Origin of the sequence: Nocardia higoensis, assembly GCF_015477835.1 — a bacterium.
Classification (GTDB): domain Bacteria; phylum Actinomycetota; class Actinomycetes; order Mycobacteriales; family Mycobacteriaceae; genus Nocardia; species Nocardia higoensis_A.
In genome coordinates this window covers 57,011-83,863 of the sequence record NZ_JADLQN010000007.1, presented here as the reverse complement: position 1 = coordinate 83,863, position 26,853 = coordinate 57,011, and the positions used below count along the sequence as shown (strand labels likewise).

Here is a 26,853-nt window from a genome sequence, read left to right as displayed (position 1 = left end):
ACGGTACGAGCAAAAAGAATGGTGACCGGTAACGAAGCACCCACCCGTGGACCGGTGCGGGGCCGCGCTGCCCGCCGCGCTGCCCGTCGAGGTCCGGCTGTGCCGGGGATGCGAGACTGAGCGCATGTTGCGGATCGGCCTCACCGGAGGCATGGGAGCGGGCAAGTCGACGGTGGCGCGGATTCTCGCCGAGCGCGGGGCGGTGATCGTGGATTCCGACATCATCGCCCGGGAGGTGGTGGCGCCGGGGACCGAGGGGCTGGCGGCGCTGGTCGAAGCGTTCGGCTCGGATATCCTGACCGCGGACGGCAGCCTGGATCGGCCCGCGCTGGCGGCCAAGGCATTCGCCGACGACGAGTCCAGGACGACACTGAATTCCATCACCCACCCGCTCGTCGGCAAGCGCACGGCGGAATTGATCGGGGCCGCGCCGGCCGACGCGATCATTGTGCAGGATATTCCACTGCTGGTGGAGAACGGTCTCGCGCCGTTCATGAATCTGGTGGTGATCGTGGATGTTCCCGCCGCGACGAGAATTCGCCGGCTGGTCGAATTCCGCGGTGTGCCGGAAAGTGACGCGCGTGCTCGGATCGCCGCGCAGGCCACCGACGAGCAGCGCCGCGCGGTCGCCGACGTGCTGCTCGACAACAGCGGTCCGGAGGGCGCGATCGAACCGGTCGTGCACGAACTGTGGGAGCGGCGCCTGGTCCCGTTCGAACGCAACTTGCGTACCGGCATCGCGGCGGAGGCGGGCGCCGAGCTTCTGACAGCCGATCCCGGCTGGGCCGCGCAGGCGGGGCGACTCATCGCCCGGCTGCGGGTGGCCTGCGGTGGCGCGGCATCGAGCATCGAGCACATCGGTCCGACCTCGGTGCCGGAACTGCCCGCGCGGGATCTGCTCGACATCAGGGTGAACGTGGTCGACGAGCCCACCGCGGACGGTCTGCGTGATGTGCTCACCGCGTCGGGATTTCCCCCGCTGCCCGGCGGCGCGAACGATGCCGAGCCGGGGGAGCGCCTGTACGGCAGCGCCGATCCCGGTAGGCCCGCGATCGTGCGCGTTCAGGTCACGCCGCAGAACCCGAACTAGTTAAAAGGATTTATTTCAGAAATAGCCGTGGGCTTGCCTCCGTCTGTGTAGCGTGACGCCTACCCACACGAGTGGGTAGGGAAGACAGGAAGTTGCAACGCCCATGACAGCATCACACCGTCACCTGCGGCGCGCCGGTTTCGGCGCGTCGGCCTTCGGGGCCATGGTCGCCACCGCGGTTCTCACCGCTCCGCACGCCGCCGCCTGGGTCGGCGATCTCTCCGTGTCCGGCGAGAACCACAAGGTCGACTGCTCCTACACCCTGACCGCGCGGGTCGACATCGACCGGCTGACCGAGGTCAAATTCACCGACAACGGTGTGGCGATCCCGGGCAGCCCGGTCAAGCCCTCGATCCTCAGCGACAAGGTCACCATCAAGTGGAAGCCGACCACCGCCGGTTCGCACCGGCTGGAGGCCAGGCAGCTGCTGATCAGCGACTCGGTGACCGTCCAGGTCGCCGAGGGATCCGGCGGATTCACCGGCAGCGCGTCCTGTGGCGGCGGCCTCGGCGGATTGCTCCCGAGCCTGTCGGCGGGCTGATCCGCACTCGAATCCGTGCGTATGGCCCGGCGGATCTCCGCCGGGCCATACGTGTTTTCCGGTCTGTTCAGCGCCAGGTGAGTGTGACGCCGAGCGAGTCGAGCCACCGTTCCAGCGAGTATCCGTGCGCGGCGATTCCGTCGATCGTGCGAGTCGCGTTCTCCACGGCGGCCTGGGCCTCGGCGGCGGTCAGCAAACCGGTGGCGTGCGCGGCAAGAAGCTCGTCCACGTCGAGCAGTTCGGTCTCGCGTCCGGTTCGTACGACGATGTCGAGATAGTGGTCCACCGAACGCCACAGGTCCGGCTCGACCTGGGCGAAGACGCCGAGGTCGAGGTAGAAATCCTGATCGCGGGGACATGCCGGGGTGAAATCGAAGACGGTGACGCGCAACGACAGTCGCGGCAGCAGCCAGGACTGCAGGTAGTGGAACTCGGGGTGATCGGAGTGTCGCGCCATGTACAGCCCCCACGGTTCCACCTGGTAACGCTCGACCGTGCGGACGAAACCCTTCGGGTCGGTGTTGGTCTTGTTCGCCACATCGAAGTGCTCGACCTTGGGCCGGTGCACGTGCACGGGTGCCTGCGTCATGGATCGAAATCTACCGGTGCCGACGTGACGATGCGTCCGACCGACCGGTAGGGGGAGGTTGCCGTACCGCCCGGTCCGGATAGTCGACCGGCGAATATGTTGCTGAATGGTAGCTGATGGCCTATCCTGGTGCGGCCCGAGCGCGTGTTCCGATCCGGATCCTCACCGGTGGACCGGGCGGTGAGCCGGGCCGGGCCGGAGGGGAGTCCGGCCCGCTCCAGGGATTCTGTCGGTCCCCGCAATTACGCTGGTGTCATGGCTTTCGCTACCGAGATCCCCGCCGAGGACGAGAGCACGCCTCTCGCGCACTCGGAGTTCCGCCCGGTCGGCTCCATCGAGCGTGTCGAGGGCCACTTCGAGGTGGTCAGCGAGCACAAGCCGGCCGGTGACCAGCCCGCCGCCATCGCCGAACTCGAGCGGCGCGTCCGCGCCGGTGAGAAGGACGTGGTGCTGCTCGGCGCCACCGGCACCGGAAAGTCGGCGACCACCGCGTGGCTGATCGAACGACTGCAACGCCCCACGCTGGTGATGGCACCGAACAAGACCCTGGCCGCCCAGCTGGCCAACGAGCTGCGCGAGATGCTTCCGCACAACGCGGTCGAGTACTTCGTCTCCTACTACGACTACTACCAACCCGAGGCCTACATCGCCCAGACCGACACCTATATCGAGAAGGACAGTTCGATCAACGACGACGTGGAGCGGTTGCGTCACGCCGCCACCTCGAGTCTGCTGTCCCGGCGCGACGTGGTGGTGGTCGCCTCGGTGTCGTGTATCTACGGCCTCGGCACCCCGCAGTCGTACCTGGACAGGTCGGTGGCCCTCGAGGTCGGCTCCGAGGTCGATCGCGACGCGCTGCTGCGGCTGCTGGTGGACGTCCAGTACACCCGCAACGACCTGTCGTTCACCCGCGGATCGTTCCGGGTACGCGGCGACACCGTCGAGATCATCCCGTCCTATGAGGAACTCGCCGTGCGCATCGAGTTCTTCGGCGACGAGATCGAAGCGCTGTACTACCTGCACCCGCTGACCGGCGACGTGGTGCGTCAGGTGGACACCGTGCGCATCTTCCCGGCCACGCACTACGTGGCGGGCCCCGACCGGATGGAACGTGCGGTGGCCGACATCGAGGCCGAACTCGAACAGCGGCTGGCCGAACTGGAACGGCAGGGCAAGCTGCTCGAGGCCCAACGCCTGCGTATGCGCACCCAGTACGACCTGGAGATGATCCGCCAGGTCGGCTTCTGCTCCGGTATCGAGAACTACTCCCGCCACATCGACGGCCGCCCGGCCGGGTCCGCGCCCGCGACGCTGCTGGACTACTTCCCGGAGGATTTCCTGCTCGTCATCGACGAGTCGCACGTGACCGTCCCGCAGATCGGCGGCATGTACGAAGGCGACATGTCGCGCAAGCGCAATCTGGTCGAGTACGGCTTCCGTCTGCCATCCGCCGTGGACAATCGCCCGCTCACCTGGGAGGAGTTCGCCGAGCGGATCGGTCAGGTGGTCTATCTGTCCGCCACTCCCGGGCCCTACGAACTGGGGCAGACCGGCGGCGAGGTGGTCGAGCAGGTCATCCGCCCGACCGGTCTGGTGGATCCGCTGGTGGTGGTCAAGCCGACCAACGGCCAGATCGACGACCTGCTGCACGAGATCCGGCTGCGCACCGACCGCGACGAGCGGGTGCTGGTCACGACATTGACCAAGAAGATGGCCGAGGATCTCACCGACTATCTGCTCGGTCTCGGCGTGCGGGTGCGCTACCTGCACTCCGAGATCGACACCCTGCGCCGGGTGGAGCTGCTGCGGCAACTGCGGCTGGGTGAATACGACGTGCTGGTCGGCATCAACCTGCTGCGTGAGGGGCTGGACCTGCCCGAGGTCTCCCTGGTGGCGATTCTCGACGCCGACAAGGAAGGCTTTCTGCGCAGCAGCACCAGCTTGATCCAGACCATCGGCCGTGCGGCGCGCAACGTCTCCGGCGAGGTGCACATGTACGCCGACAAGATCACCGACTCCATGCAGCACGCGATCGAGGAGACCGAGCGGCGCCGGGCCAAGCAGATCGCCTACAACGAGGAGATGGGGATCGACCCGCAGCCGCTGCGCAAGAAGATCGCCGACATCCTCGATCAGGTCTATCGCGAGGCCGAGGAGACCGAGGTGGAGATCGGCGGCTCGGGCCGCAACGCCAGCCGGGGTCGCCGTGCGCAGGGCGAGCCCGGCCGGGCGATGAGCGCGGGTGTGCTCGAGGACCGCGACGTGAAGACGATGCCGCGCGCCGAATTGGCCGATCTGGTCGCTCAGCTCACCGATCAGATGATGAATGCCGCGCGGGAGTTGCAGTTCGAGCTGGCCGGTCGGTTGCGTGACGAGATCGCGGATCTGAAGAAGGAACTGCGCGGCATGGATGCCGCGGGGTTGAGCTGAGCCGTGCCCGCGCCGTGCCGCGTCGCAGTTTCTTCCGGTCGATCAGGACTGGGTGGCCAGCCACTCGTTCACGCGGCGCTCGCCTTCCTCGCGGGAGACGTCCTCCACCCGGGTCATCACCACCCAGCGGTGCCCGAACGGGTCGAGAACCACCGCGAAGCGATCTCCGGTGACGAACGTCTGCGGTTCTTCCACGCCGCGGGCGCCGTGTTCGGTGGCCCGCCGGATCACCGCGTCGACATCGGGGCAGTAGTGCACGATCGAGGTGTGCACCCATTCGCCGTTGGGGGCGAGCACGCCGTGCTCGGGCACCGGAAGGCCGACCTGGACGGTGGAATCGCCGATACGCAGTTCGGCATGCGCGGGGCTGCCGTCGGGCAGGTCGTTGCGGCTGAGCACTTCGGCTCCGAACACCTCGGAGTAGAAGTCGATCGCCGCGTTGCCGTCGGCGACCGCCAGGAAGCACGTGATCGAGTGGTAGCCGTCGGGGATCGGATTCACCTTCGCTGTCATGGCTTCGAGTCTGCCGACCCGCGGCGCGGCGAGCTTGTAAGAAGGCGACAATCCGGCGGAGCGCGCCATGGAGGCTGACCCGGGGGAGAAAGGCATCCTGCATCCGCGTGAGCAGTCCCGGCATCGCAGCCTGCGCCGGCTGCGGCCCGGACCGTCGGTGGGCCGCTTCGTGCACTGGTACTGGCTGGTGGACTGGGACCTGCGCGACCGGCCCGCATATCGCGCCGAAGTGCTGCCGTTCCCATGTGTGAACATGACCTTCGAACGCAGCGCGACTCGCACGGGCGCCTTCGTCAACGGTGTGGTCACCACCCGCTATACGCGCGAATTGACCGGTGCGGGAAGAGTATTCGGTGTGCGCTTTCGCCCGGGCGGTTTCGGCGCGTATACCGGCTCGGATGTCGGTGCGCTCCGCGATCGCAGTGTCGAACTGCGCGAGGTCTTCCCGGACTCGGAAGACTTCGGCGAACGGGTACTCGCCGAAGACGACGATCGATCGCGTCGCGCACTGGTGGAGCAGTGGCTGGCGGCCAGGGCGGGTGAGCCGGACGAGGTGTATCGCCTGGTGCTGCGCATCGTCGAGGCGATGGAGCACGATCGCGAGCTGACCCGGGTGGACCAGGTGACCGAGCGATTCGGGGTGTCGATCCGCACCCTGCAGCGCATGTTCGCCCGATACGTGGGCGCGAGCCCGAAGTGGGTGCTGCGCCGCCATCGACTGCAGGACGGAGCGGATCTGCTCGCGCGCGGCGATATCACGGATTTGGCCGCGCTGGCGGTGGAACTCGGTTATTTCGACCAGGCACATTTCTCCCGGGAGTTCGCCGCGGAGATCGGAATGTCGCCCTCGGAGTATGCGCGACATTCCGCGGCGGGATCCGGTCGATTTGTGCCCGACGCCGTTCGGCATGCCGCCCGGTAATTCCGGCAGCAGATTTTCGGCGGCATCCCGACACCGATGACGGCTGCATTCGTATTTCGGCGAGATCTGCTGTGGTCCGGGTAACAGGACTGGTCAACGGCCGCGTCGCGCGTCGGGACGGGGCCGAGTTCGACGAGCGTGGCGATTCACCTCGTTGTGATCAATATCCCAGCGTGCCAAGCCTCTTCGGAATCGTTGTGACTGTTCACAGGATGTGCGCCGGAGAATTCTCATCCGCCCTGGTGGGTCGGGGCCGGGCCCAATCGCGGCCGGTCCGGAATCGGTGCCGGGATGACATGGCGAAGTGTGATGTGTTGCGAATTATGCGGTTTTCGCACCCGGAGGGGCTATCGTCGATCCAGTCGCCGCGCCGGAGCCCGACATGCCGGGAGTGCTGAGCGTAGGCACCCGACCCGCATAGTTGGAGGAGAAATGACCGCCTACCGGACCATTGTCGTCGGTACCGATGGCTCGGACTCGTCGTACGTGGCAGTCGAGAAGGCCGCCGCGCTGGCGGCCGACGCCGGAGCCACCCTCATCGTGGCCTGCGCCTACTACCCGACCGACGACCGGGAGATCGCCGCGGCCGCCGATGTGCTCAAGGACGAGGCCTACCAGGTCCGCGGGTCGGCTCCGACCACCGAGATCCTGCGCATCGCCCGGGACAAGGCCGCTGCCGCGGGCGCCGAGGACATCGTCGAGCGCCCGATCGTGGGCGAGCCCGTCGAGTCGCTGCTCGCGCTGATCAAGGAGACCGACGCGGACCTGCTGGTCGTCGGCAACCGGGGCTTGAACACCTTGGCCGGGCGTCTGCTGGGTTCGGTGCCCTCCGATGTCGCGCGCAAGTCGCGCTCGGACGTGCTGATCGTGCACACCGTGCGCTAGATCGGTCCCTGCGAACTCCGCATCCCGGCGTGTTCCGGGGTGCGGAGTTCGTGTGTGTCGGGTCAGGCGAGCGCGGCGAGCACCTCGGGAAGGTCCGCGCAGTGCACGACGATCAACCGCTGGGTGGCGCGCGTCAGCGCCACGTACAGATCGTTGAGCCCACGCGGGGACTCCTCGATCAGGCCCGCGGGTTCCACCAGCACCACGTCGTCGAACTCCAGACCCTTGACCTGCTGCACCGTCAGCACCCGCACCGATTCGCCTTCCAGTTCCGCCAGCTCGGCAATCAGGTCGGCGGGCGCGATCACCGAGGCAGTGCCCGGTCCCCGCCGTTCGGTCACCACGGCGGCGACCCGGCCGGCCAGCTCGTCACGCCCGACTCGGTGCGCCACCGGCGGGTGCCCGGATTCGCGCACCGACCGCGGCGCGCTCGCCCCCGGATCGATGGCGGCGAGTACGTCGGCGGCGACGGACATGATCTCCGAGGGAGTGCGGTAGTTGACGGTCAGTTCGGTCAGCTTCCAGCGCTGGGCGACATACGGTTCCAGCACTTCCCGCCAGGACGAGGCGCCCGCCGGATCGCCGGTCTGGGCGACATCGCCGACCACCGTCATCCACCGGTTCGGGATGCGACGCATGACCATCCGCCAGGCCATCTCCGAGAGTTCCTGCGCCTCGTCGACGATGACGTGCCCGTAGGTCCAGGTGCGATCCCCGGCCGCGCGTTCGGCGGCGGTCAGCGTGGCCCGCACATCCTGACGTTCGGCCAGCTGGGCGGCGTCGATCAGGTCGTAGGCCATCAGGATCTCCGGATCGAGATCGTCTTCGAGGTCCTGCGGCGCGGAACCGGTGAGAATGTCGAGGGCGTCCTGCGCTTCGGCGATCTTGGATCGCCAGCGCCGCCGGGCGCGTTCCCGCTCCTCGGCGTCGTCCACACCGAGGAGTTCGGCCAGTTCGTCGAGCAGCGGAGCGTCGGCGGCGCTGAATTCACCGGTGTCCGGACGAAGCAGTTCGGCGCGTTCCTCCGGTTCCAGCGAGCGGGCCGCCCTGTCGAGGCGGTCCGGGTCGGCGAGCAGGTCGGCGAGGACCTGCTGCGGGGTCAGCAGCGGCCACAGCCGCCCGATGGCGGCCTGCACCACGGGATCGGACTTCATCTCGTCGCGGATTTCGGCCAGGTCGGCGCGGCTGAGCAGACTCGGCCCACCGGACAGGTCCGCGCCCATGGTCTGCGCCAGCTGCTCGGTGAGTGCGTCGATGACGGAAGTGGCGAACACCGGTCGGGCGAGATTGTGCGGGCGGCGCGAGGACCGCGCCCGGCCCCGAGCCCTGGTGGCGATCTTCTTGTCCAGCGTCACCGGGTAGCCGTCGAAGGACAGCGTGATCGGCTGGGCGGGCACCTCCTGGCGTTCGCGCACGGCCTGTTTGAGCACCTCGAGAATGCGCAGCGAACCCTTGATCTCGCCCGCGCGCAGGGTGTCCGCCCTGGTCGCCTTCACTCCCGGATACAGGTCGCCGATGGTGGACAGCAGCACGCCGGTCTCACCGAGCGAGGGCAACACCTGGCCGATGTAGTCCAGGAAGGTGGCGTTCGGGCCGACGATCAGCACGCCGGACTTGGCCAGTTGCTGGCGGAAGTTGTAGAGCAGGTAGGCGGCGCGGTGCAGGGCGACAGCGGTCTTGCCGGTGCCGGGCCCGCCCTGGACGACCAGCACGCTCTTGTGCTCGGAGCGGATGATCGCGTCCTGCTGGCTCTGGATGGTCTCGACGATGTCGGTCATGTGCCCGGTGCGTGCGGCGTCGAGGGCGGCCAGCAGCGCGCTCTCGCTGCCGACGCCGCCCCCGGCGGCGACCATGCCCGCGCGCTCGGCGGCGTCGAGGTCGAGATACTCGTCGGTGATCGTGGTGACCGAGCGGTTGCGGGTGCGGATGTGCCTGCGCCGGGTCACCCCGTCCGGAGCGGCGGTGGTGGCCAGGTAGAACGGGCGGGCCATCGGCGCGCGCCAGTCCAGCAGCAGGGTGGCGTAGTCGTCGCGTTCATCGAGAATGCCCAGCCTGCCGATATATCGGGGTTCCTCGCTCTCGGCCGCCAAGTCGATGCGGCCGAAGCACAGACCGTGCTCGGCGGCGTCGAACTTGGCGAGTTCCTCGGTGTAGAGCTGGGTGAACGATTCCCGTTCGCTGCGGGCTTGCGGGGCCCCGCTGTTCTCCAGCAGAACGGTGCGCAACCGGTTCTGGGTGTAGGCGCGCATCCCGTCGAGCCGGTCGTAGAGCATCGTCAGGTATTCCTGCTCGCGGGCGATCTCGCGGTCACGCTCGGCAGCGGCGTCGGTCGTGTCGCGGGCCAAGGGGAGGCGGTCGGGCACTGTGAACTCCTTCTCGATGCCGCTGTCCGCTGGGGAAGCGCCGCGTGGGGATACCGTGCGCGGAGGCATACGCGCACGGCGGAAAACAGAGCTGTCGAGTCTACTGGGAGTTCGCCGCAGTCGCTGTCACCCGAGGCCCCGAGTAGTGGTGCCCGGGTGAACGCGGTGTCAGCCCACGTGCGAGGAGTCGATGCCGCGGTGGTGGCCGGTGCCGAAACGGTCTCGACGACCCGGCGGCTTGGCCCGGTACATGGCCACGTCGGCGTCGTGCAGTACCGCTTCCGGGGTGCGTGGGTCGCCGGGCGCCAGGGCGGTGCCGCCGACGGAGGCGCGTACCTCGATGCGGTGCCCGTTGGCGATGATCGGCTCGGCCATCGCGGCGCGCAACCGTTCGATGATGTCGTCCATGTCGACCCGGGCCGGATCGGCGGACAGCAACACCAGGAATTCGTCGCCGCCGAGCCTGCCGATCAGATCGCCGCCGCGCAGCGCGCGCTGCAGCCGTTGGGCCACGATCTGCAGCACGGTGTCGCCGGTGGCGTGGCCGAGCGAGTCGTTGATCGACTTGAATTCGTCGAGGTCGATGAACAGCACCATGGTCACCGGGAGATCGTCGCTGGTGGCGGCGAGAGCGCCCGCCAGTTGCGAGAGGATCAGCGCGCGGTTCGCCAGCCCGGTCAGCGAGTCGTGGGTGGCCTGGTACTCGAGCTGGCGACGGCTGGCCCGGAACTCGGTGATGTCGGAGAACGACGAGACCGCCGAGGAATATCGGTCGCCGGGATTGAGCAGCCTGCTGCTGCCGGAGAGCCAGCGCCGCTGCCCGTCGCGCCGGTCGACGCCGAAGATGTAGCCGGTGAACGGTTCGCCGGTGGCCAGCGTGCGGGCCATCGGATGCTCGGTCACCGGCAGAGGTTTGCTGTTGGCGTCGAGCAGTACCAATGGCAGGTCTTCGATGGCGCGGCCGATCAGGTCGTCGGCGTGCTCCACCGCGCCGAAGATGCGCAGCGCGGCGGGATTGGCCGATTCGATCACGCCGCCGCGCGCGATCACCACCACGCCTTCCTCCAACTGCGAGACCACGGCGGTGAAGTGCTGTTCGGCGCGGCGCTGCGCGTCCTCGGCGGCGCGTTGCGCGCTCAGATCATGGATGACGACCTGGTAGGCGTAGTGGTCGTACCACGGGGTGAGCACCGAGACGGTCTCGACGGGAACGGTGCTGCCGTCCAGGCGTCGCAGTTCCATCTCGGTGGGCGCCGAGGCCGCGCCCGCTGTGGTCAGTCTGCTGATGCGATGCAGCATCGCGGGCACGAATCTGCGGTCGACGAACCGGGTGAGCGGTTGACCGACGACGTCGCTCGCGTCGTGCGCGCCGACGAGCCGCACCGCGGCATGGTTGACGTAGACGACGATCCCGTGCTCGTGCACGCAGATCCCGTCCGGTGTGTGCTCGATCAGCGCCCGATAACGCTGGGCGAGCTGCTCGGCGTCGACCGCGTCGTTCGTAAGCTCCTCACCCACCTCGTCGACCCCCGATCGTAGACCTGACTATGGCTGAAAAAGACCACACCGCCACCGCTGTTGTCCAGCTCACATTCTGGCGCGGAATTTCGCGATCACCCCGAGCATGATCATTACACCAGGGCACGGGCCGTGGAAAGGTGGGGTTCCGGGCCGCAGGGGTGGCCGGGACAGGGCAGGAGCGGGTATGCCGGACGTCGGATCGAGACCGCGACACGACATGAGAATCGCCGGGATCGGCGCGGTCACCGGATACGGATGGGGCGTCGAGGCGCTGTGGCGCGGGCTGATCAGCGGGAAATCGGCCGCCGCGCTGCATCCCGGATACGGGGCGGGGCGCGACGAACACGCTTGGATCGCGCTCGTCCCGGAGGGAGGTGATCCGGAGGTCGGTGAACACCGCTATGCGCGCGCGGTCCAGGCTTCGGTGCGTGAGGCGGTCGCCGACGCTGTCGACCGTGGCTGGGAACCCGGCCGGACCGTCGGTGTCATCCATGCGATCGTGCTCGGCGACGTCCGCAACTGGCGCGATTTCTACATCGTCGACGGCGGTCACCGGGAATCGCGCGATTACCTCACCTTGCTGCCGTCCACGCCGATCGCGATGGTGACGCGCGAATTCGGCTTCCACGGCCCCTCGATGAACGTCTCCGCGGCTTGCAGTTCGGGCAATGCCGCCATGATCTGCGCGCGGCTGTGGCTGGATGCGGGAATCGCCGACGACGTCGTCGTGGTGACCTCGGACATGTCCTGCACCCCGGACATGGTCGAGCATTTCGTCCGGTTGGGCGCCGCCGTCGCGGACGCCGATCCGCTCACCGCCTGCCGTCCGTTCCAGGAAGGCAGCCGCGGCTTCGGCTTCGGCGAGGCGTCGGCGGCGTTCGTCCTCAGCCGCGACCGGGGCAGGCCGTATGCGACGGTGCTGGGCGGCGCGATGACCAGCGACGCCCACCACGTGGTGTCCATCGAACCCACACACGCGCACATCGTCGACTGCGTGCGCACCGCACTGGCGCAGGCGGGTGTGCACCCGCGCGAGGTCGCCTACTTCAACGCGCACGGCACCGGTACCGAGCAGTGCGATGCTGCCGAACGCCATCTGATGGCGGCGGTATTCGACGACCGCCCGTGGGCGTACGCGCTCAAACCGCTCACCGGCCACAGCCAGGGCGCGGCCGCGGGCGTGGAGATCGCCGTCGCGGCGCTGGCCTACGAGCGCGGGGTGGTGCCTGCCGCGCCGGTCGTCGCGACCGCGCACCCGCGGCTGCTCGACGGCGTACAGCCGTTCGAGGGCGGCATCACGGTGAAGTCCGCGCTCGGCATGGGCGGTCACAATTCCATGGTGGTGCTGGGACCGGCCTGAGCCGTCCTACTCGCCCGCGCTCTTCTCCTGCGCGGGCAGTGGCACCGACCAGCGCAACAGCGCGCCCGGCAGTCCGCCGGCGCCCGGTTCCCGAGCCGGGCGCACGTCGAACCGGCCGCCCGCCTGCTGCGCCCGCTGCTCGAGGTTGCGCAGGCCGCTGCGCGCGACCCGCTTGGGCACGCCCCAGCCGTTGTCGCTGACCACGATGGTCAGTTCGTCGTCCACGCTGATCTCCACGGTGAGCGTGTCCGCGCCCGAGTGCCGCACGGCATTGCTGACCGCCTCACGCACGACCGCCTCGGCGTGATCGGCGAGCTCGCCGTCGACCACCGACAGCGGGCCGTTCATCCGCACCGTGGACCGCAGCGCCGAATCGTCGGTCTGCCTGCGGACCACGTCTTCGAGCCGCTGCGCCAGCCCCTCGCCGTCGTCGGTGCTGTGCAGGTCGAACACCGCGCCCCGGATCTCCTGCACGACTTCCTGCAGTTCGTTGACCACCGCCGAGAGACGGTTGCGCACCTCGGGCACGTCCACCTTCGGCATCGCGCCCTGCAAGGTCAGCCCGATGGCGAACAAGCGCTGGATCACATGGTCGTGCAGATCGCGGGCGATGCGGTCCCGGTCGGCGAGCACATCGAGTTCGCGCATCCGGCGCTGCGCGTCGGCCAGCTGCATCGCCATCGCCGCCTGATCGGTGAAGGCGGTGGTCAGTTCGACCAATTCGTCGGGGTAGTGCGGCGAATCGGCGGACCGCACGGCGACGAGCACACCCAGCGTCTCGTCCGGGGTGCTCAGCGGCACCACGAGGGCCGGGCCCGCGTCGGGCAACGGCACGCCGAAGTCGCGGTCGGCGGACTCCTCGTACCGCAGCGGCCCTCGGCGTTCGAGGGCGTCGCCGAGGACGGTGCCCTCGGCCGGGATGACGGTGCCCGCATGTCCCTCGCCCGCCCCCGACCAGCAGATGATCACAAGATCGGTCGGCTCGCCGGGCGCGATCGGGCCGTCGGGCACGCAGGCCAGGAAGCACCGCTGGGAACCGGTCAGCGCGCCCACGTGCTCGACCACGTGGGTGAGCACCTCGTCGGCGTCGGTCCCTGCCAGGAAGTCGGTCGCCGTGTCCCGGGTGGCCTCGATCCAGGCGTGCCGAGTTCTGGCCGACTCGTAGTGGCGGGCATTGTCGACCGCGATGCCCGCCGCCGCGGCCAGCGCCTGGACCAGGGCCACGTCGTCGTCGGTGAACGCCGCCCCGCACGCTTTGTCGGTCAGATAGAGACTGCCGAACGCCTCGTCGCGGATGCGGATCGGCACCCCGAGGAACGAGCTCATGGGCGGATGCCCCGCCGGGAAACCGACCGACTCCGGGTGGGCGGCCAGTTCGTCGATGCGCAGCGGATCGACCCGGCGGAACACCGCCCCGAGCACGCCATGGCCCGCGGGCAGTCTGCCGATCCGTTCGCGCACCTCCTCGTCCACGCCACCCTCGATGAACTGGGTCACCTGCTCGTCGCGGTCGCGCACTGCCAGGCCGCCGTAACGGGCGTCGACCAGGCTGATGGCGGTGCGGACGATGGCGCGCAGCGTCTCGTCCAGATCGAGCCCGGAGGTGACGGTGAGCATGGCGTCCACGAGCCCGTCCATGCGGTCTCGGGAATCGATGATCCGCTCCACCCGGTTCTCGACCTCGGCGAGCAGTTCGCGCAGGCGAGCCCGAGAAGTGCTGTCGCGCACCGAGTATCGGTCCTCGCCCCGATCGATCATGATTTTCCCGTCCCCTCGGCGCGCAACCGCCGCGCTCGGCAATTCTAGTCCGCGCATCGGGGACTTTCGGCCCTGTGCGCCCCGCCACCGCGGCCGGGAGACTGGTCCACCGGGTGCTGAGAGAGCAGGGGTGTCACATGGGTGCTACCGGAGCGCTGTCGTTGTCCGAGCATTGGTCCAGTGCGGCCGATCCGGAATTGGCGGTCACCACGCGCGGCGATGTCGCGCCCGCGGACGTGACCCGCGCGGTGCGCGCGATCGGCCGGGTACTGCGCCGCCACCATCTCGACGTCCCCGCCCGCGTACGCATCACCGCCCCCGCGCCACTGGGCGCCGACGACCGGGATCGCCCGAATGTGGTTCAGGCGAACGTCCGCCTGCCGCACACCCCGGCCCGGGTGCAGGTCACCGGGCCGCGCGGATTCGCGGTGACCTTCGCCGTGGAGCGGTTGGACCGTCAGTTGACCCGCCTGGCCGCCCGGCGTGGTCGCGACTGGCCCGATCCCGCTCGCCCGCCGCTGGCCGAGGTGACCCCCACGCGGCCGATCGTGCGCCGCAAACACTGCAGCTTGCTGATCGGCACGCCCGCCGAGGCCACCGCGGTGATGGACGCGATGGATTACGACGCCCACCTGTTCACCGATTCCGACACCGGCGAGGACGCGATCGTCTGCTGGAACGAGCCGGTCGGGGTGAGCTTGACCAGACAGCGCACCACCAGCCGCCTCGCCGATCACCAGGGCGAGCGCGATCAGGACGTGCTCGATCCGGTCCCGCTCCATGTGCGGTCCGAGGCCGCGCCGGTGCTGACCGAATCCGAGGCGGTCGAGTTGCTGTGCAGGCGCGGGCTGGCACTGCTGTTCTTCACCGATGTGCGCACCCGGCGCGGACGGCTGCTGTACCGCCGCTACGACGGCGATCTGACCATCGTGCTGCCTGCCTGAGAAACGGGGCGGGGCTCACCGGTCGCGCAGCTTGGACGCCAGCACAGCCGCTTGGGTGCGCCGTTCCATGCCGAGCTTGGCCAGCAACCGCGACACGTAGTTCTTCACCGTCTTCTCCGCGAGGAACATGCGCGCGGCGATCTGCCGGTTGGTCAGGCCCTCGCCGAGCAGGGCCAGCAGTCTGCGCTCCTGATCGGTGAGTCCGGCCAGCGGTCCGGTGTCGTTGCGCAGGCGTGCCTTGAGCGCTTCGGCGGCCCGGTTGTCCAGCAGCGAGCGTCCCGCGCCGACCGCCTTGATCGCCTCGGCGAGTTCCATACCCTTGATGTTCTTGACCACATAGCCGCTGGCGCCCGCCATGATCGCGTCGAGCATGGCGTGCTCGTCGGTGTAGGAGGTCAGGATCAGGCAGCGCAGCCCCTCGACCTCGGCGAGCAGGTCACGGCACAGTTCGATGCCGTTGCCGTCGGGCAGACGCACGTCGAGCACTGCCACGTCCGGGCGGGCCGCGCGGATGCCGGTGCGGGCGCCCGCCACGTCACCGGCCTCGCCGGTCACCCGCAGATCCGGGTCGTTGTCGAGCAGGTCGATCAGGCCGCGCCGGACGATCTCGTGGTCGTCGACCAGGAACACCTCGAGTACACGTCCTTGCGCTGTCTTTCCCGGTGCCGACTGTTCCGATCCCGACTGGCCGGACGCTGATCCGGACGAATAAGCCACCGGCTCACCGTATCTCGCTCACCGTCCGGGCGCACCGCGCCGGGCGGGAGGCCCGCGGCGGATGTGACGTGGGCCGTCGATCCGGGGAACTTGTCGGTGGGCGCGCCTAGCATGGCGAACGGGGGTCATGTCTGTTCGTTCGCTGTACCTGATCGAGAAGGGACTCACCTGGTGGCCGATCGCCTCACTGTGCGCGGAGCTCGGGAGCACAACCTGAAAGGGGTCGACCTCGATCTGCCCCGCGACAGTCTGATCGTGTTCACCGGTCTGTCCGGCTCGGGCAAATCGAGCCTGGCCTTCGACACCATCTTCGCCGAGGGGCAGCGCCGCTACGTGGAGTCGCTGTCGGCCTATGCCCGCCAGTTCCTCGGTCAGATGGACAAGCCGGACGTCGACTTCATCGAGGGTCTCTCGCCCGCGGTGTCCATCGACCAGAAGTCCACCAACCGCAACCCGCGCTCCACCGTCGGCACCATCACCGAGGTCTACGACTACCTGCGCCTGCTGTACGCGCGCGCGGGCACACCGCACTGCCCCGTCTGCGGCGGGCTCATCGCCAAGCAGACCCCGCAGCAGATCGTCGACCAGGTGCTAGCCATGCCGGAAGGCACCAAGTTCCAGGTGCTCGCGCCGGTGGTGCGCACCCGCAAGGGCGAGTTCGTCGACCTGTTCGACCAGCTCAACACCCAGGGCTACTCCCGCGTGCGGGTCGACGGTGTGGTGTATCCGCTGACCGATCCGCCCAAGCTCAAGAAGCAGGAGAAGCACGACGTCGAGGTGGTGGTCGACAGGCTCACCGTCAAGACCAGCGCCAAGCAGCGCCTCACCGACTCCATCGAGACCGCGCTGCGCCTGGCCGACGGCATCGTCGTGCTCGACTTCGTCGATCGCGACGAACACGCCCACGACCGCGAGCGCAGGTTCTCCGAACGGCTGGCCTGCCCCAACGGCCATCCGCTCGACATCGAGGATCTCGAGCCGCGGTCGTTCTCCTTCAACTCGCCCTACGGCGCGTGTCCGGACTGCACCGGCCTGGGCATCCGCAAGGAGGTCGACCCGGATCTGGTGGTTCCCGACCCCGACCTGAGCCTCGCCGAGGGGGCCATCGCGCCGTGGTCGCGCGGTCAGACCGCGGAGTACTTCAACCGGTTGTTGTCCGGCCTGGCCGAGGCGATCGGCTTCTCGATGGACACCCCGTGGCGTCAATTGCCGGTCAAGGCGCGCAAGGCGGTGCTCGAGGGCAGCTCCGATCAGGTACACGTCTCCTACACCAACCGCTACGGCCGCAAGCGTTCCTACTACGCCGACTTCGAAGGCGTCATGCCCTTCCTGCACCGGCGCATGGACAACACCGAGTCCGAGCAGATGAAGGAGCACTACGAGGGTTACATGCGCGATGTGCCCTGCCCGGTCTGTCAGGGTGCGCGGTTGCGCCCGGAGATTCTCGCGGTCACCCTGGCCGCGGGCGCGGAGAAGAAGTCCATCGCCGAGGTCAGTGACATGTCCATCGGCGCGTGCTCGGAGTTCCTCAACGGCCTGACGCTGGGGGAGCGCGAGACCGCGATCGCCGGTCAGGTGCTCAAGGAGGTGCAGGCGAGGCTGGGCTTCCTGCTCGACGTCGGTCTGGAGTACCTGTCGCTGTCCCGCGCCGCGGCCACGCTCTCCGGTGGCGAGGCCCAGCGCATCCGGCTGGCCACGCAGATCGGGTCCGGCCTGGTCGGCGTGCTGTACGTGCTCGACGAACCCTCCATCGGCCTGCACCAGCGCGACAACCGCAGACTCATCGAGACGTTGACGCGGCTGAAGAATCTCGGCAACACCCTGATCGTCGTCGAACACGACGAGGACACCATCCGCGCCTCGGACTGGGTGGTCGACATCGGCCCGTTGGCGGGCGAGCACGGTGGCCGCGTGGTGCACAGCGGTCCCTATACCGAGTTGCTGACCAACACCGAGTCGCTGACCGGCGCCTACCTGTCCGGTCAGCAGGCCATCGAGGTGCCGATGGTGCGCCGCCCGGTCGACACCTCACGCAGGCTCACCGTCGTCGGCGCCACCGAGCACAATCTGAAGGGCATCGACGTGTCCTTCCCGCTGGGCGTGCTCACCTCGGTGACAGGTGTGTCGGGCTCGGGCAAGTCCACCCTGGTCAACGACATCCTGGCGACCGTGCTGGCCAACAAGCTCAACGGCGCGCGTCAGGTGCCCGGCAGGCACACCCGCGTCAACGGCCTCGAGCACCTGGACAAGCTGGTGCGCGTGGACCAGTCGCCGATCGGGCGCACCCCGCGGTCCAACGCGGCCACCTACACCGGCGTGTTCGACAAGATCCGCACGCTCTTCGCCGCGACCACCGAGGCCAAGGTGCGCGGCTACCAGCCCGGCCGGTTCTCCTTCAACGTCAAGGGCGGGCGTTGCGAAGCCTGCTCGGGCGACGGCACCCTCAAGATCGAGATGAACTTCCTGCCGGATGTGTACGTCCCGTGTGAGGTCTGTCATGGCGCGCGCTACAACCGCGAAACCCTCGAGGTGCACTACAAGGGCAAGACCATCGCCGAAGTGCTCGACATGCCGATCGACGAGGCCGCCGAGTTCTTCCAGCCGGTCACCTCGATCCATCGCTACCTGGAGACGCTCGTCGACGTCGGGCTCGGCTACGTCCGCCTCGGCCAGCCCGCCCCCACGCTCTCCGGCGGTGAGGCCCAACGCGTCAAGCTGGCCGCCGAGCTGCAGAAGCGCTCGGCCGGTCGCACCATCTACATCCTCGACGAGCCCACCACCGGCCTGCACTTCGAGGACATCCGCAAGCTGCTGATGGTCATCAACGGTCTGGTCGACAAGGGCAACACCGTGGTCGTCATCGAGCACAATCTCGATGTCATCAAGACCTCCGACTGGGTGATCGACATGGGCCCGGAGGGCGGATCCGGCGGCGGCACGGTGGTCGCCGAGGGCACGCCCGAGGACGTCGCGGCGACCCCGGCCAGCTACACCGGCCGGTTCCTCGAGGAGGTGCTGGCGCAGGCGACCTTCGCCCCGGCCGCGCCGCAGGCGAGCCGGGCGAAGAGTGCGGCGGCCCGTCCGGCGAAGAAGGCCGCCGCGGGGAAGAAGGCACCTGCCGCGAAGTCGGCGGCGGCGAAATCGGGGCCCGCCCCGAAGTCGCCTGCGAGCAAGAGCGGCGCGGCCGCGGAGAGCTCGGCCGCTCCGGCGAAGGTCGCGAAGAAGGTGCCCGCCGAGAACGCCGCCGCCAAACGCGCGGCCAGGAAGGCAGCCGCCTTGCGCTGATCCCTCCCGGGTGGCCCGGTGATTCCGCGTCGACGGCCGGTGCGCTGCTGCGTGCCGGCCGTCGTATGTCCTGGTCCGGGCGTCTGGCGCGAGAAGCGCGAGCGCTTCGGGGAGCGGCGAAGTTACCCGAGCGTCAAAACCCGCGAAAGTGAAACAATCGTGTGTAAGATCGGCGTCACCGTGTCCGGGACGGTTCCGGACAGTCGCGGTAAACGATCCCCGGCGCCGAGGCGTGGTGGTGCCCCGACGGAGCTCCACCCTAGTGGCCGAAGCCGGGGCACAGGAAAGGAATTCAGCTATGGAGGGCGTGGATATCGCCGGAATTCTCGAGCTCGTTCTCGGATTCCTCGGCAGCGGCTCTGCGATCAACTACATCCCGGGCACGCCTGCCTGAGCACGTTCGTCACGAAAGGAACCAACACCCCATGGACTCCGGAAGCTCCGGTCTCACCGCACTTTTCACCGCCCTGGCCAACATGCTGAGCTCGGGCTCCTCGATCTCGGTCACCCCGCCGCCGGCGCCTCTGCCCGGGTAGTGACTTCTCCGGCGGGGCGGCCGCTGCCAGGCCGCCCCGCTCACCGGCCGTGATGCCTCCGGCCCGCACTGTTCGGCCGGTCCGATCTCAGTAGACGGGGCCGGTGTACTTCTCGCCCGGTCCCTTGCCCGGCTCATCCGGATGCGCCGAGGCCTCCCGGAACGCGCGCTGCAGCGCTTGCAGCCCGTCACGAATCGGCCCCGCGTGCGGCCCCAGATACTCCACCGACGCGGTCACCAGTCCCGCGAGCGCCGTGATCACCCGACGCGCTTCGTCCAGATCCTTGCGGGGGCTGTTGTCGGGATCCTCATCGGCCAGCCCGAGTTTCTCCGCAGCCGAACTCATCAGCATCACGGCAGCGCGGCTGATCACCTCGACCGCGGGGATCTCGGCCAGTTCACGCACATCGCCCGCCTCGCGGAGGGAGTCGTCGAGCTCGTCAGTCATGACTGACAGGCTAGCGAGGCCGCTCGCAACATCCGGAGCTGGCCGATCTCGGCGGTGTTCTTCATCAGCTCGGCGTTCACCCAGCCCGCGAGATGCGCGACGGTCAAGCCGGCCTCGGCGGGCCACGGATATGCCGAAGTCGCCTCGAAATCGGCGTCGGTGACCCTGTCCAGCGCCGCCGCCCATTCGGTACGCAGGGTGCGCAGTCTGTTGAGCGCGGCCGCACCGCTGCCCGCCCAGAAGAACTGCTCGCGCGGGGTGGGGGTGCGGCAGGCGAGGTGATCGAGCGCAGTGTGCCACCACCAGTCGATGTGCCAGGTGACCCAGCCGATCGTGGGGACCGGGATCGGATCGGGTTCGGTGTCTGCCCAGTCCGGGCGCCACCGCTCGTCCTCGCCGCGGTGTACCGTCCAGACCAGGGGAGTCGGTCGCCAGAGGAAGTCGTCCTCGGTGAGTGCGTCCAGGTGCACCTCGGTCAGCGCCCAGGTCAGGTCGAACTGCCAGCGCAGGAGTTCGCGGGAAGGGATCGGCATGTCGTGCAGCATGGGTCCCGCGACCCGCGCTCGCAACGGCTTTTCGGTCGGTCGTTTCCGGGCGATTCGGAGCGCGGCCGTGACAGTGCTAGACTTTCTGCCGACGACCGCCCCGGCTGCGCTGGGGCTGACAAGTGGAGCCCGACTCCCACCGTTGCCGGCGAATGAACGATTCGGTTCGATCGCACAGGTGAAACGGTCCGGTCATCCGCCGATACGGCGGATTTCTCGTGCGAGATCCATGCATGGGAGTCGCTGCGAGCCTCGTGCCGCATCGACGATCGGTCGACTCGGGCCCCGTGGCGGTGAAATACCGCACCGGGGCTTTTGTGTTGAATCAGGGGTTGCATTGCTTGCGGTCGTCGTGACGACACCGCTTGACCTAGGAGGCCCCATCAGCACTGAGACCCGCATCAACGATCGCATTCGTGTTCCCGAGGTCCGTCTCATCGGACCTGGCGGCGAGCAGGTTGGGATCGTGCGTGTTGAAGATGCACTACGCGTCGCAATGGAAGCTGATCTCGATCTCGTCGAGGTCGCCCCGGATGCCCGTCCGCCGGTCTGCAAGATCATGGACTACGGCAAGTTCAAGTACGAGACCGCGCAGAAAGCGCGCGAGTCCCGGAAGAACCAGCAGCAGACCGTCATCAAGGAGCAGAAGCTCCGGCCGAAGATCGACGATCACGACTACGAGACCAAGAAGGGCCATGTCATGCGCTTCTTGGAGGCCGGGTCCAAGGTCAAGGTGACGATCATGTTCCGGGGTCGCGAGCAGTCCCGGCCCGAGCTCGGGTACCGGCTGCTGCAGCGGCTCGCCGGCGACGTCGCCGATCTGGGTTTCGTCGAGACCTCGGCCAAGCAGGACGGCCGCAACATGACGATGGTTCTCGCTCCCCACAAGGGTGCGAAGACGCGTGTGAAGGCGCAGCAGCAGGCGGCCACCCGGCCCCAGCAGAGCGCCGCACCGGCCGGTGCCGCTCCGGCCGCGGATCAGGGCGAGCAAGCCGCCGGTCCGCAGTAATACGTTCAGATGCCGCGGGTCACCCGGTGACCCGCGGGACGACAGATAGAGGAATCCATGCCGAAGATGAAGAGCCACAGCGGCGCCTCGAAGCGATTCAAGGTGTCCGGTAAAGGCAAGCTGCTGCGTCAGCAGGCGAACCGTCGCCACCTGCTCGAGCACAAGTCCTCCCGCCGGACTCGTCGTCTGGACGGCACCGAGGTCGTCGCGGCTGCCGATGTCCGTCGCGTGAAGAAGCTGCTGGGCCGGTAACCAGCTCCACCGGCTCACCGCCATCCTCTCGACCAACATCCGGGCGCGACCGCGCCCCCTATTCGATCAAGGACTGACCAGTGGCACGCGTCAAAAGGGCCGTCAACGCTCAGAAGAAGCGCCGTTCCATCCTCGAGGCCTCCAAGGGCTACCGGGGCCAGCGCTCGCGGCTGTACCGCAAGGCCAAGGAACAGCAGCTGCACTCGCTCACCTACGCCTACCGGGACCGCCGGGCGCGCAAGGGTGATTTCCGCAAGCTGTGGATCGCGCGCATCAACGCCGCGGCGCGTCTGAACGACATCACCTACAACCGCTTCATCCAGGGCCTGAAGGCCGCCGGTGTCGAGGTGGACCGCAAGATCCTGGCCGAGCTGGCCGTCTCCGACGCCGAGGCGTTCGCCGGCCTGGTGGCCGTCGCGAAGGCCGCGCTCCCGCAGGACGTCAACGCTCCGGCCGCCTGAGCCGAACCTGTTGACCACGGGATATTCTCCGAAACGACCCGCGGACGCGCTTTCCGAGCGCACTCCGCGGGTCGTTTCGTCGTGTCGAACTCCGGTAGGCCGCCGTGGACGTTGAGGTGACGAGCTGGCGCAATCCGCGAGTCGTTTCGGCTGTCAAGCTCCATCGAGGCGCGCACCGGCGCAAGACCGGTCTGTTCCTCGCCGAAGGCGCCAACGCCGTGACCGCCGCGCTCGGGACCGGCCGAGTGCGGGAGCTGTTCTATTCGGCCGCCGCCGCCCGACGTGAGCACGAACTCGTCGCCTCGGCCTCGGCCACCGGCGTGCGCACTACGCTGGTCGATGATCGCGCCGCCGAGCACCTCGGCGAGACGGTCACCGCTCCCGGCCTGGTCGCGGTCTGCGAGCAGGTCGATGTACCGCTCGCGGATGTACTCGGCCGCGACCCGCGTCTGCTGGCTGTCCCCGTCGAGATCGCCGAACCGGGCAACGCGGGCACCCTGATCCGGGTCGCCGACGCGGTCGGCGCCGACGGCGTGGTGCTGGCCGGCCCCACCGTGGACCCGCACAACGGCAAATGCGTGCGCGCCAGCGCGGGCAGCCTGTTCCACGTGCCGATCGTGCGCGGTCGCGAGGTCGACGAGACCCTGACCGCCGTGCGGGACGCCGGGCTCACCCTGCTCGCCACCGCCGCCGACGGTGAGATCGACCTCGACGAGGCCGACGAGATCCTGTCCGGCCCGGTGGCCTGGTTGTTCGGCAACGAGGCGCACGGCCTGGACCCGGCCGTGGCGGCCCGCGCCGACCACCGCGTCCGCATCCCCATCCACGGCCGCGCCGAGAGCCTCAACCTGGCCGCCGCCGCGGCGATCTGCCTCTACGCGAGCGCCCGTGTGCACCACCGCGCCCGCGACGCGGATACGGCGCGTCGGTAATCCGGGTGAATCGCCCGAACGCGATCCCATAGGATTCCACCAGCAGCAATCCGGGCCGGACCTCGGCCCGCACCGCACCGACCCCAACGGGAGAGACGAACCATCGTGGCCGACGACAGCACCGGAGTCGAGCGCAACGCCGACGAGCGCAATGCCGCGGGATCGACCGTGGATCTGAGCGAAGAGGCGCTGGCCGCCGCCGCGGCCGAGGCCGAGAAGGCGTTCGCCGCGGCCGCCGATCTGGACGCCCTCGCGGTCGCCAAGACCGACTACCTGGGCGGCAAGGCCCCGTTGGCACTGGCCCAGCGGGCGCTGGGCGCGCTGCCCAAGGAGGAGAAGAAGGACGCGGGCAAGCGGGTCAATGTGGCCCGCGGCCGGGTCTCTCAAGCCTTCGAGGCGCGCCGGGAGGTGCTGCTCGCCGAGCGCGACGCCGCCGTGCTGGTCGCCGAGGCCATCGATGTGACGCTGCCCGCCCGCCGTCGCCCGGTGGGCGCGCGCCACCCGATCACCGTCATCTCCGAGCGAATCGCCGACGTGTTCGTCGCGATGGGCTGGGAGGTCGCCGAGGGGCCCGAGGTCGAGACCGAGCACTTCAACTTCGACGCGCTGAACTTCCTGCCCGACCACCCGGCCCGGACCATGCAGGACACCTTCCACATCGCCCCGGAGGGTTCGCGCCAGGTGCTGCGCACCCACACCTCCCCGGTGCAGGTGCGCTCCATGCTCGACCGCGAGCTGCCCATCTACGTGGTCTGCCCCGGCCGCACCTTCCGCACCGACGAGCTCGACGCCACCCACACCCCGGTGTTCTCCCAGGTGGAGGGTCTGGCCATCGACAAGGGCCTGACCATGGCGCATCTGCGGGGCACGCTGGACGCCTTCGCGCGCGCCCTGTTCGGCCCCGATACCCGCACCAGGATGCGGCCGAACTACTTCCCCTTCACCGAGCCCTCGGCCGAGGTCGACGTGTGGTTCCCGGACAAGAAGGGCGGCGCGGGCTGGGTCGAGTGGGGCGGCTGCGGCATGGTCAACCCCAAGGTGCTCATCGCCAGCGGCATCGACCCCGAGGAGTACAGCGGTTTCGCGTTCGGCATGGGTCTGGAGCGGACCCTGCAGTTCCGCAACGGTATCCCCGACATGCGCGACATCGTCGAGGGCGACGTGCGGTTCACCCTGCCCTTCGGCATCCAGTCCTGACCTCCCCCTTCGACCGAGAGAGCGAAAAGTCACGTGCGAGTAGCGCAGTCCTGGCTGACCGAGATCATCGAGCGCGCCACCCCCGGCTGGTCGGTCACGCCCGAGGAGCTGGATGCCGCGTTCGTCCGGGTCGGGCTGGAGGTCGAGGAGGTCGACAAGCTCGCGCCGGTGACCGGTGACCTCGAGCATCCGCTGGTGGTCGGCCGTGTTCTCGAGATCACCGAGCTGACCGAGTTCAAGAAGCCGATCCGGTTCTGCAGGGTCGATGTCGGCAACGTCGAACCGCAGGAGATCATCTGCGGCGCGACCAACTTCGCGGTGGGCGATCTGGTCGTCGTGGTGCTGCCCGGCGGTGTGCTGCCAGGCGGATTCCGGATCACCTCGCGCAAGACCTACGGTCACACCTCCAACGGCATGATCTGCTCGGTGGCCGAACTCGGTATCGGCAAGGACCATTCCGGCATCCTGGTGCTGGAGCCGGGCACCGCCGAGCCGGGTACCGACGCCAACGAACTGCTCGGCCTCGACGACACCGTCATCGAGCTGAACATCACCCCGGATCGCGGCTACTGCTTCTCGGTGCGCGGCCTGGCGCGCGAGATCACCTGCGGTTCGGACCTGGAGTATCTCGATCCGGCCGTGCGGACCCTGCCCGCGGACGAGGCGCAGGCCTGGCCGATCCGCATCGAATCCGATTCGCGCTGCACCCGTTTCGCCGCGCGCCGGGTCACCGGCGTCGACCCGGCCGCGGTCAGCCCGTGGTGGCTGCAGCGCAGGCTGCTGCTGTCCGGGGTGCGCCCGATCTCCCCGGCCGTCGACGTGACCAACTACGTCATGCTCGAACTCGGCCAGCCGCTGCACGCCTTCGACGCCGCGCGACTGAGCGGCGGCCTGGTGGTGCGCACCGCGAACAGAGGCGAGACGCTGCGCACCCTCGACGATGTGGAGCGCACCCTCGACGACGAGGACGTGGTCATCGCCGACGACTCCGGCGTGATCTCACTGGCCGGCGTGATGGGCGGCGCCAGCACCGAGGTGAGCGCCGAGACCACCGACGTGCTGCTGGAAGCGGCCACCTGGAACTCGCTGCTCATCTACCGCACCGCGCGCAGGCACAAGCTGGTCTCCGAGGCGGGCAAGCGCTATGAACGCATCGTCGATCCCGAGCTCAACGTCGCCGCGCTGGATCGCGCGGCCACCCTGCTCGCCGAGATCACCGGCGGCACTGTCGAATCCGTGCTCTCCGACGTGCGGGTGCCCACCCCGGAGCCCGAGCCGATCCGGATGGACATCGATCTGGCCGACCGTGTCGCGGGTGTCACCTACCCGCGCGGCACCGCGGCCCGCCGGCTGGCCCAGATCGGTTGCCACGTCGAGGTGTCCGTGGACGAGGAGACCGCGCACGGTCAGCTCGTGGTGACCCCGCCGAGCTGGCGTCCCGACCTGGCCCAGCCCGCCGATCTGGTCGAGGAGGTGCTGCGTCTGGAGGGTCTCGAGCAGATCCCCTCGATCGTGCCGACCGCCCCCGCCGGTCGCGGCCTGACCGCCGTACAGCGTCGCCGTCGCGCCGTGAGCCGCGCGCTGGCCTTCGCAGGCGGCGTGGAGGTGCCCGCGCCGGTCTTCCTGGCCGCAGGCGTCTTCGACGTGTGGGGTCTGGACACCGACGATCCGCGCCGCGCCACCACCCGGGTGCTCAACCCGCTCGATGTGGAGCGCGCCGAGTTGTCCACCACGCTGTTGCCCGGCCTGCTCGAGATCGCCCAGCGCAATATTTCCCGCGGCGCGCGTGACCTGACCCTCTACGCCATCGGCCAGGTCACCCTGCCTACCGGCGAGACCAAGGCCGTCGAACCGCTGCCGGTGGACCGCCGTCCCACCGACGAGCAGATCGGTGAACTGCTGGCCTCGCTGCCCGCACAGCCCGTGCGGGTCGGCGCCGTGCTCACCGGACGCCAGGAGCCGCGCGGCCCGTGGGGTCCGGGCAGGCAGGTCGAGGCCGCCGACGCCTTCGCCCTGGTCGACGCCGTCGCCGACGCCGCGGGTGTGGTGATCGAGCGCCGCGCCGCCGCGTATCTGCCGTGGCATCCGGGCCGGTGCGCCGAACTCGTGGTCGACGGCACGGTCGTCGGGCACGCGGGCGAACTGCACCCGGCGGTCCTCGAGCGCGCGGGCCTGCCCGCCCGCACCTGCGCGGTCGAACTCGACCTCGATGCCCTGCCGCTGACCGAGGCCCGGCCCGCGCCGATCGTCTCGGCGTTCCCCGCGGTCCTGCAGGACGTCTCGGTCAGCGTCGAGAAGTCCGTTTCCGCCGCGGCTGTGGAAGCCGCCCTGCGCGGCGGCAGCGGCGACCTGCTCGAGGACATCGCGCTGTTCGACGTGTACGAGGGTGAGCAGGCCGGTGAGGGCCGCAAGTCTCTCACCTACGCCCTGCGATTCCGTGCCCCCGACCGCACCCTCACCGAGGACGAGGCCAGCGCCGCCCGCGACGCCGCGGTGGCCGCCGCCGGTGCGTCGGTCGGCGCTGTCCTGCGCGGCTGATGCCGGATCGGCCGCGCA

At 68.9% G+C, this 26,853-nt stretch carries 21 protein-coding genes and 1 pseudogene; 14 read left to right on the top strand and 8 right to left on the bottom strand.

Annotated elements, in window-relative coordinates; translation table 11 throughout:
• Positions 1-124: 124 nt before the first annotated feature.
• Positions 125-1,069, top strand: a pseudogene (coaE, locus tag IU449_RS25605) (dephospho-CoA kinase); the annotation flags it as partial.
• A gap of 124 nt (positions 1,070-1,193) precedes the next feature.
• A complete protein-coding gene (locus IU449_RS25600; RefSeq protein ID WP_195004720.1) occupies positions 1,194-1,631 on the top strand; it encodes a hypothetical protein in 438 nt (145 codons plus the stop codon).
• 67 nt (positions 1,632-1,698) lie between these two features.
• Here the strand turns inward: IU449_RS25600 and IU449_RS25595 are convergent, their stop codons facing one another.
• Entirely contained in the window at positions 1,699-2,220 is a 522-nt protein-coding gene (locus IU449_RS25595) for a DUF402 domain-containing protein (RefSeq protein WP_195004719.1), read from the bottom strand.
• 255 nt (positions 2,221-2,475) lie between these two features.
• On the opposite strand from IU449_RS25595, the gene uvrB reads away from it, so the two are divergent.
• Positions 2,476-4,650: an excinuclease ABC subunit UvrB gene (uvrB, locus tag IU449_RS25590; RefSeq protein WP_195004718.1), complete on the top strand. Its 2,175-nt coding sequence runs from the start codon at positions 2,476-2,478 to the stop codon at positions 4,648-4,650.
• Between the two features lie 42 nt (positions 4,651-4,692).
• Here uvrB and IU449_RS25585 read toward each other — a convergent pair whose 3' ends face one another.
• Entirely contained in the window at positions 4,693-5,163 is a 471-nt protein-coding gene (locus IU449_RS25585) for a VOC family protein (protein ID WP_195004717.1), read from the bottom strand.
• A gap of 67 nt (positions 5,164-5,230) precedes the next feature.
• Here IU449_RS25585 and IU449_RS25580 point away from each other — a divergent pair, with 67 nt between their 5' ends.
• On the top strand, positions 5,231-6,085 hold the full coding sequence (locus tag IU449_RS25580; protein WP_195004716.1) for an AraC family transcriptional regulator: 855 nt from the start codon (positions 5,231-5,233) through the stop codon (positions 6,083-6,085).
• 432 nt (positions 6,086-6,517) lie between these two features.
• The gene (locus IU449_RS25575; RefSeq protein ID WP_195004715.1) at positions 6,518-6,970 is read left to right on the top strand and encodes a universal stress protein; all 453 of its coding nucleotides are present in this window, start codon (positions 6,518-6,520) and stop codon (positions 6,968-6,970) included.
• A gap of 62 nt (positions 6,971-7,032) precedes the next feature.
• On the opposite strand, the gene IU449_RS25570 is transcribed toward IU449_RS25575, so the two are convergent.
• Positions 7,033-9,243 carry a HelD family protein gene (locus tag IU449_RS25570; RefSeq protein ID WP_228805741.1) on the bottom strand — a complete coding sequence of 737 codons (2,211 nt, stop codon included), beginning with the start codon at positions 9,241-9,243 and terminating at the stop codon, positions 7,033-7,035.
• A 258-nt stretch (positions 9,244-9,501) separates the two neighbouring features.
• Positions 9,502-10,851 carry a diguanylate cyclase domain-containing protein gene (locus IU449_RS25565; protein WP_195004713.1) on the bottom strand — a complete coding sequence of 450 codons (1,350 nt, stop codon included), beginning with the start codon at positions 10,849-10,851 and terminating at the stop codon, positions 9,502-9,504.
• A 220-nt stretch (positions 10,852-11,071) separates the two neighbouring features.
• Here IU449_RS25565 and IU449_RS25560 point away from each other — a divergent pair, with 220 nt between their 5' ends.
• The gene (locus tag IU449_RS25560) at positions 11,072-12,214 is read left to right on the top strand and encodes a beta-ketoacyl synthase N-terminal-like domain-containing protein (protein ID WP_195004712.1); all 1,143 of its coding nucleotides are present in this window, start codon (positions 11,072-11,074) and stop codon (positions 12,212-12,214) included.
• Positions 12,215-12,220: 6 nt separating this feature from the next.
• On the opposite strand, the gene IU449_RS25555 is transcribed toward IU449_RS25560, so the two are convergent.
• A complete protein-coding gene (locus IU449_RS25555) occupies positions 12,221-13,972 on the bottom strand; it encodes a GAF domain-containing protein (RefSeq protein WP_195004711.1) in 1,752 nt (583 codons plus the stop codon).
• Between the two features lie 137 nt (positions 13,973-14,109).
• Here IU449_RS25555 and IU449_RS25550 point away from each other — a divergent pair, with 137 nt between their 5' ends.
• Complete coding sequence (locus tag IU449_RS25550; protein WP_195004710.1) at positions 14,110-14,916, top strand: sigma 54 modulation/S30EA ribosomal C-terminal domain-containing protein; 807 nt, start codon at positions 14,110-14,112, stop codon at positions 14,914-14,916.
• 15 nt (positions 14,917-14,931) lie between these two features.
• Here IU449_RS25550 and IU449_RS25545 read toward each other — a convergent pair whose 3' ends face one another.
• Complete coding sequence (locus IU449_RS25545) at positions 14,932-15,546, bottom strand: response regulator (RefSeq protein ID WP_195004751.1); 615 nt, start codon at positions 15,544-15,546, stop codon at positions 14,932-14,934.
• Positions 15,547-15,804: 258 nt separating this feature from the next.
• Between IU449_RS25545 and uvrA the strand changes: the two genes are divergently transcribed.
• Entirely contained in the window at positions 15,805-18,918 is a 3,114-nt protein-coding gene (uvrA, locus tag IU449_RS25540; protein WP_195004709.1) for an excinuclease ABC subunit UvrA, read from the top strand.
• 623 nt (positions 18,919-19,541) lie between these two features.
• Here uvrA and IU449_RS25535 read toward each other — a convergent pair.
• Together IU449_RS25535 and IU449_RS25530 are read right to left on the bottom strand one after the other, a co-directional pair.
• A complete protein-coding gene (locus IU449_RS25535) occupies positions 19,542-19,901 on the bottom strand; it encodes a DUF1844 domain-containing protein (RefSeq protein ID WP_195004708.1) in 360 nt (119 codons plus the stop codon).
• Positions 19,898-20,434 carry a DinB family protein gene (locus tag IU449_RS25530; RefSeq protein ID WP_195004707.1) on the bottom strand — a complete coding sequence of 179 codons (537 nt, stop codon included), beginning with the start codon at positions 20,432-20,434 and terminating at the stop codon, positions 19,898-19,900. Before IU449_RS25530 ends, IU449_RS25535 begins: the two co-directional genes overlap by 4 nt.
• A 349-nt stretch (positions 20,435-20,783) precedes the next feature.
• Here IU449_RS25530 and infC point away from each other — a divergent pair, with 349 nt between their 5' ends.
• From infC to pheT, 6 genes are all read left to right on the top strand, one after another.
• The gene (gene infC / locus IU449_RS25525) at positions 20,784-21,455 is read left to right on the top strand and encodes a translation initiation factor IF-3 (protein WP_195004706.1); all 672 of its coding nucleotides are present in this window, start codon (positions 20,784-20,786) and stop codon (positions 21,453-21,455) included.
• A gap of 57 nt (positions 21,456-21,512) precedes the next feature.
• The gene (gene rpmI, locus IU449_RS25520; protein ID WP_040795576.1) at positions 21,513-21,707 is read left to right on the top strand and encodes a 50S ribosomal protein L35; all 195 of its coding nucleotides are present in this window, start codon (positions 21,513-21,515) and stop codon (positions 21,705-21,707) included.
• Between the two features lie 80 nt (positions 21,708-21,787).
• Positions 21,788-22,168, top strand: a complete 381-nt coding sequence (gene rplT, locus IU449_RS25515) for a 50S ribosomal protein L20 (protein ID WP_014983432.1) — start codon at positions 21,788-21,790, stop codon at positions 22,166-22,168.
• Positions 22,169-22,284: 116 nt separating this feature from the next.
• Positions 22,285-23,100 (top strand): RNA methyltransferase, encoded by an 816-nt coding sequence (locus IU449_RS25510; RefSeq protein ID WP_324188436.1) that lies wholly within the window; start codon positions 22,285-22,287, stop codon positions 23,098-23,100.
• Positions 23,101-23,268: 168 nt separating this feature from the next.
• Positions 23,269-24,297, top strand: a complete 1,029-nt coding sequence (pheS, locus tag IU449_RS25505; protein WP_195004750.1) for a phenylalanine--tRNA ligase subunit alpha — start codon at positions 23,269-23,271, stop codon at positions 24,295-24,297.
• A 33-nt stretch (positions 24,298-24,330) separates the two neighbouring features.
• On the top strand, positions 24,331-26,835 hold the full coding sequence (gene pheT, locus IU449_RS25500) for a phenylalanine--tRNA ligase subunit beta (protein WP_195004704.1): 2,505 nt from the start codon (positions 24,331-24,333) through the stop codon (positions 26,833-26,835).
• Positions 26,836-26,853 lie beyond the last annotated feature (18 nt).

Bases quoted from the DNA above. Each gene is read 5' to 3' on its own strand.
- IU449_RS25550 (WP_195004710.1), top strand. From the start codon at position 14,110: ATGGGTGCTACCGGAGCGCTGTCGTTGTCCGAGCATTGGTCCAGTGCG.
- IU449_RS25575 (WP_195004715.1), top strand. From the start codon at position 6,518: ATGACCGCCTACCGGACCATTGTCGTCGGTACCGATGGCTCGGACTCG.
- IU449_RS25585 (WP_195004717.1), bottom strand. From the start codon at position 5,163: ATGACAGCGAAGGTGAATCCGATCCCCGACGGCTACCACTCGATCACG.
- IU449_RS25600 (WP_195004720.1), top strand. From the start codon at position 1,194: ATGACAGCATCACACCGTCACCTGCGGCGCGCCGGTTTCGGCGCGTCG.
- IU449_RS25570 (WP_228805741.1), bottom strand. From the start codon at position 9,243: ATGCTCTACGACCGGCTCGACGGGATGCGCGCCTACACCCAGAACCGG.
- IU449_RS25530 (WP_195004707.1), bottom strand. From the start codon at position 20,434: ATGCCGATCCCTTCCCGCGAACTCCTGCGCTGGCAGTTCGACCTGACC.
- IU449_RS25555 (WP_195004711.1), bottom strand. From the start codon at position 13,972: ATGATCGATCGGGGCGAGGACCGATACTCGGTGCGCGACAGCACTTCT.
- IU449_RS25580 (WP_195004716.1), top strand. From the start codon at position 5,231: ATGGAGGCTGACCCGGGGGAGAAAGGCATCCTGCATCCGCGTGAGCAG.
- IU449_RS25560 (WP_195004712.1), top strand. From the start codon at position 11,072: ATGAGAATCGCCGGGATCGGCGCGGTCACCGGATACGGATGGGGCGTC.
- uvrB (WP_195004718.1), top strand. From the start codon at position 2,476: ATGGCTTTCGCTACCGAGATCCCCGCCGAGGACGAGAGCACGCCTCTC.
- IU449_RS25535 (WP_195004708.1), bottom strand. From the start codon at position 19,901: ATGACTGACGAGCTCGACGACTCCCTCCGCGAGGCGGGCGATGTGCGT.
- IU449_RS25595 (WP_195004719.1), bottom strand. From the start codon at position 2,220: ATGACGCAGGCACCCGTGCACGTGCACCGGCCCAAGGTCGAGCACTTC.
- rpmI (WP_040795576.1), top strand. From the start codon at position 21,513: ATGCCGAAGATGAAGAGCCACAGCGGCGCCTCGAAGCGATTCAAGGTG.